At 65.1% G+C, this 3,246-nt stretch carries 5 protein-coding genes; 4 read left to right on the top strand and 1 reads right to left on the bottom strand.

Features of this window, described 5'->3' with window-relative positions; genetic code table 11:
- The first annotated feature begins 367 nt into the window (after window positions 1–367).
- The gene (locus E8F11_RS08715; RefSeq protein ID WP_280288444.1) at window positions 368–646 is read left to right on the top strand and encodes a hypothetical protein; all 279 of its coding nucleotides are present in this window, start codon (window positions 368–370) and stop codon (window positions 644–646) included.
- A gap of 63 nt (window positions 647–709) precedes the next feature.
- Here the strand turns inward: E8F11_RS08715 and E8F11_RS08710 are convergent, their stop codons facing one another.
- On the bottom strand, window positions 710–1,873 hold the full coding sequence (locus E8F11_RS08710; RefSeq protein WP_280288443.1) for a 1-acyl-sn-glycerol-3-phosphate acyltransferase: 1,164 nt from the start codon (window positions 1,871–1,873) through the stop codon (window positions 710–712).
- A 105-nt stretch (window positions 1,874–1,978) separates the two neighbouring features.
- Between E8F11_RS08710 and E8F11_RS08705 the strand changes: the two genes are divergently transcribed.
- Genes E8F11_RS08705 through E8F11_RS08695 form a run of 3 tightly spaced genes read left to right on the top strand, consistent with a single transcriptional unit; the run spans window position 1,979 to window position 3,060 of the window.
- Window positions 1,979–2,161: a CPXCG motif-containing cysteine-rich protein gene (locus tag E8F11_RS08705; RefSeq protein WP_280288442.1), complete on the top strand. Its 183-nt coding sequence runs from the start codon at window positions 1,979–1,981 to the stop codon at window positions 2,159–2,161.
- Entirely contained in the window at window positions 2,161–2,421 is a 261-nt protein-coding gene (locus tag E8F11_RS08700) for a DUF2007 domain-containing protein (RefSeq protein ID WP_280288445.1), read from the top strand. Before E8F11_RS08705 ends, E8F11_RS08700 begins: the two co-directional genes overlap by 1 nt.
- A gap of 24 nt (window positions 2,422–2,445) precedes the next feature.
- Entirely contained in the window at window positions 2,446–3,060 is a 615-nt protein-coding gene (locus tag E8F11_RS08695; protein ID WP_280288441.1) for an SOS response-associated peptidase, read from the top strand.
- Window positions 3,061–3,246 lie beyond the last annotated feature (186 nt).

Below are 3,246 nucleotides of genomic sequence, written 5' to 3'. Positions count from 1 at the left end.
ACAGGTTCAGGCAATGACCAGGCGTCAGGATTACCGCGTCCTGTCAGGCGCGAGTCACCCCTCTACCTCTGGGAGAGGGGCCGGGGGTGAGGGATGCATCAGCAAGCGCGGAGGCCTGAAAGGCCCGTGCTAGACGCTTCTATTCGGTTCTGTAACAGCTAACGCAGACATAGCCTTTTCATTCCTGCGAGAGTGAGTTCGTTCGCCAACTGGGGACGATCGTGCAGCGGCATTCGTCGGAACGACCGCCCGGTCACGCCCCCTTTCGGTAGACTCTGCACCTTCGAACCACCGCCTGGACCCGGGCGGATAGATCCTTGTCTTGCAGGTTGAGTGCACGGTCGCGCCGCCTGAAGCGGAGTTCAAGATGTCGCTGCAGGCGCTTTGGGGCCTTTTTCTCGCCCACCCCGCACAGGTCGTGAATGGCCTGGCCCTTTTCTTTGCTTGTGCTGGCGCCTGGGTGCTGCTGGCCACCCGGCTGCGCGAGCAGCGTTCCGTCGCCCGCCTGGCGGCCGAGAGCGAGCTGGACGAACCCGCCTCGGTGCAGGACGAATCGGCCCAGCGCCTGAATCGCTTCTTCTACGCCTTCGGCTACTTCAGCCTGACCGTGGCCTTTGGCGTGTCCTGGGCCAGTACCCGGCTCTGATCCGAACAGTCCGACATGAAAAACGGCGACCTCAGGGTCGCCGTTTTGCATTCCAGGGGCCGATCAGAGTGGCAGGCCGGCCTTGATCCGGTATTGATTGCGCACCGGGGTCGCGTACTGCTGGATCAGGTAGGGGCGTTGTTCCGCCGTACAGGCGTCGAGGCGCTTCTGCCACTCCGCCTTGGCGCGGGCCAGTTCGTCGGCGCCGAAGATTTCAGCCGCGGTCGGTACCGCCAGCTCGGGGTCGCGCTCGCTCCACAGGGCGTAGGCCAGGTAGTGCACCGGGAACAGACGGTAACCACCGAGTATCTGCTTGTCGATCTCCTGGGCCAGCTGCTTGGCGTCTTCGCTGGCGCTGCCGATCTCACTGCCGAAATTGATGTGCACCCGGCCCTTGTAGCCGGTGATGCCCAGGGCGATGCTGGCATCGTCCTCCCCCGGTGCCTTGGCGTAGCTGCCGGTGCTGGCGCGAATCTGCAGCTCGCGGGCCTTGGCCTGGTCGCAGGGGTCGTATTCGTAGCTGATGGACACCGGGATCAGGTGCAGATCACGAATCACATCGGCGAAGGGCTCGTCCTTGCGGCTCATGTGGAACATCTTGAGGATCGCCGAATCGGTACGGTCGTCGCCGTCCTTGGCGCGGCCCTCGGCCTGGGCGATCCAGATCGACTGGCCGTCCACCTGGATCGAATGGTTGATGTAGGCCGACAGCTGCTGGAAGGCCGCCAACTTCTCGCGGCGGCCGGCCAGGTTGCGGTGCACGATGAAGCTCTTGTTCAGGCGCATCAGGTCGCTGACGAAGGGCTTTTGCAGCAGGTTGTCGCCAATGGCGATACGCGGCGTCGGCAGGCCGGCGTGATAGACGGCGTAGTTGACGAAGGCCGGGTCCATCACGATGTCGCGGTGGTTGGCCAGCAACAGGTAGGCCGTGCCCGGCTTGAGGCGCTCCACTCCCGAATAGGTCACGCCGTCGGTGGCGCGCTCGATGGTGTTGTCGACGTAGGGCTCGATCTTGTCCTGCAGCGCGGCCACCGAGGCGATGCTGGCGAACTCGCCGCGCAGCCGATGAGCTATAACAGGCTTGAGGAGCCAGCCCAGTGGCCCCGCCAGCTTCGGGAATCGATAGCGGGTGAGGGTGCCGAGGAAGGCGTCGTCGGCGAACAGGCGCGCCAGCACTGCCGGCACTTCGGCATCGTCATAGGGTCGGATGGCTTCGAATTCGCCCATTGGTCACTCTTGTTCTGGAATCGGCTGGGTAGTAATTGGAGGCCCCGCAATACGGGGCCTGAAGTAGACCGGCGATTATACAGGCAAGTCACAGGGGAAACGGTGATGCTGGAGACAGAGGACTATCAATGCCCCTACTGCGGCGAACCGGTCTCGGCCGTGCTCGATCTCTCGGGCGGTGATCAGCAGTACATTGAGGACTGTCCGGTCTGTTGCCGGCCCATCCTGTTCCTGCTCTGGACCGATGGCCAGGACTGGAACCTGGAGGTTCGCCGGGAGGACGAATGATGCAGCGCATCTACGAACCCCAGGACCTGATCGAGGCGGAACTGCTGGTGGGCATGCTGGCCAGCGAAGGCGTGGAGGCCCACCTGGCCGGCGGCCATCTGCTCGGCGCCATCGGCGAACTGCCGGCGTGCGGGTTGCTCGGCCTGCTGGTGGAGGACGAGGACGCCGAACGGGCAAGCCGACTGATCGCCGCGTACAATACCGCGCAACCCTTGCCGGGCGATGAGCCCGTTAGCTACCCCGGCATCCTGCTCTGCTGAGCCCCGCCTCGAACTGGCCGCCCCATGTCTGGACGTTTCGCCCTGTTCCGCTGGTCGCCCACGCTGGCGGCTCTTCCCGGTTTTCCTGCCGACCTGCAACCGCACTGGAACCTGGCCCCTGGCGGGCGCGTGCTGATGCTGCGCGAGCTCGACGGCCAGCGCCGCGCCGACATGGCCCGCTGGGGCCTGACCCCGGCCTGGCTCACCGACCTGTCCAAGACTCCGGCCCACGCCCGGGTTGAAACCCTGGCCGACCAGCCGATGTTTCGCGAGGCCTTCCGCGCCCGCCGCTGCTTGATGCTGGCCAACGGCTTCTACGAGTGGCGCGGAGTGCGCAAGCGGCCCTACTGGATCAGCGCCGAGGGCGGGATCATGCATTTCGCCGCGCTCTGGGAGTCCTACCCGGCCGGCGATGTGGAATACCTCAGCCTGGCCATGATCACCCAGGCCGCCGCCGACATGCGCCGGCCCCTGGTGCTGGATGAGGAAGGTCAGCGCATCTGGCTGGATGCCGAGTCGACTCCGCTGCAACTGCTGGAGCTGCTGGCCCGGCCAAGCCCGCAGCTGCGCGAGCGCGCCCTGGCGACCCTGGTGAACGACCCGAAGCTGGATGGGCCGGAGTGCCTGACGCCGGCTTGAGGGTGTAGGGGCGAATTCATTGGCTATGTCCACGTTAGCTGTTGCAGTACTGAATAGAAGCCTCTAGTACAGGCCTTTCAGAACTCCGCGCCAACCTGACGCAACCCTCTCCCCCAGCCCCTCTCCCGCAAGCGGTAGAGGGGTGACTCGCGCCTGATAGGGCGCAGCAATTCTGATGCCCAGTCG

Origin of the sequence: Pseudomonas sp. BN417, from assembly GCF_029871205.1 — a bacterium.
GTDB lineage: Bacteria > Pseudomonadota > Gammaproteobacteria > Pseudomonadales > Pseudomonadaceae > Metapseudomonas.
Note: the sequence above shows the minus strand (reverse complement) of the source record. Positions and strands in the feature narration are given on the sequence as shown.

Coding starts and splice junctions, on each gene's coding strand:
- E8F11_RS08715 (WP_280288444.1), top strand. CDS start 368: ATGTCGCTGCAGGCGCTTTGGGGCCTTTTTCTCGCCCACCCCGCACAG.
- E8F11_RS08710 (WP_280288443.1), bottom strand. CDS start 1,873: ATGGGCGAATTCGAAGCCATCCGACCCTATGACGATGCCGAAGTGCCG.
- E8F11_RS08705 (WP_280288442.1), top strand. CDS start 1,979: ATGCTGGAGACAGAGGACTATCAATGCCCCTACTGCGGCGAACCGGTC.
- E8F11_RS08700 (WP_280288445.1), top strand. CDS start 2,161: ATGCAGCGCATCTACGAACCCCAGGACCTGATCGAGGCGGAACTGCTG.
- E8F11_RS08695 (WP_280288441.1), top strand. CDS start 2,446: ATGTCTGGACGTTTCGCCCTGTTCCGCTGGTCGCCCACGCTGGCGGCT.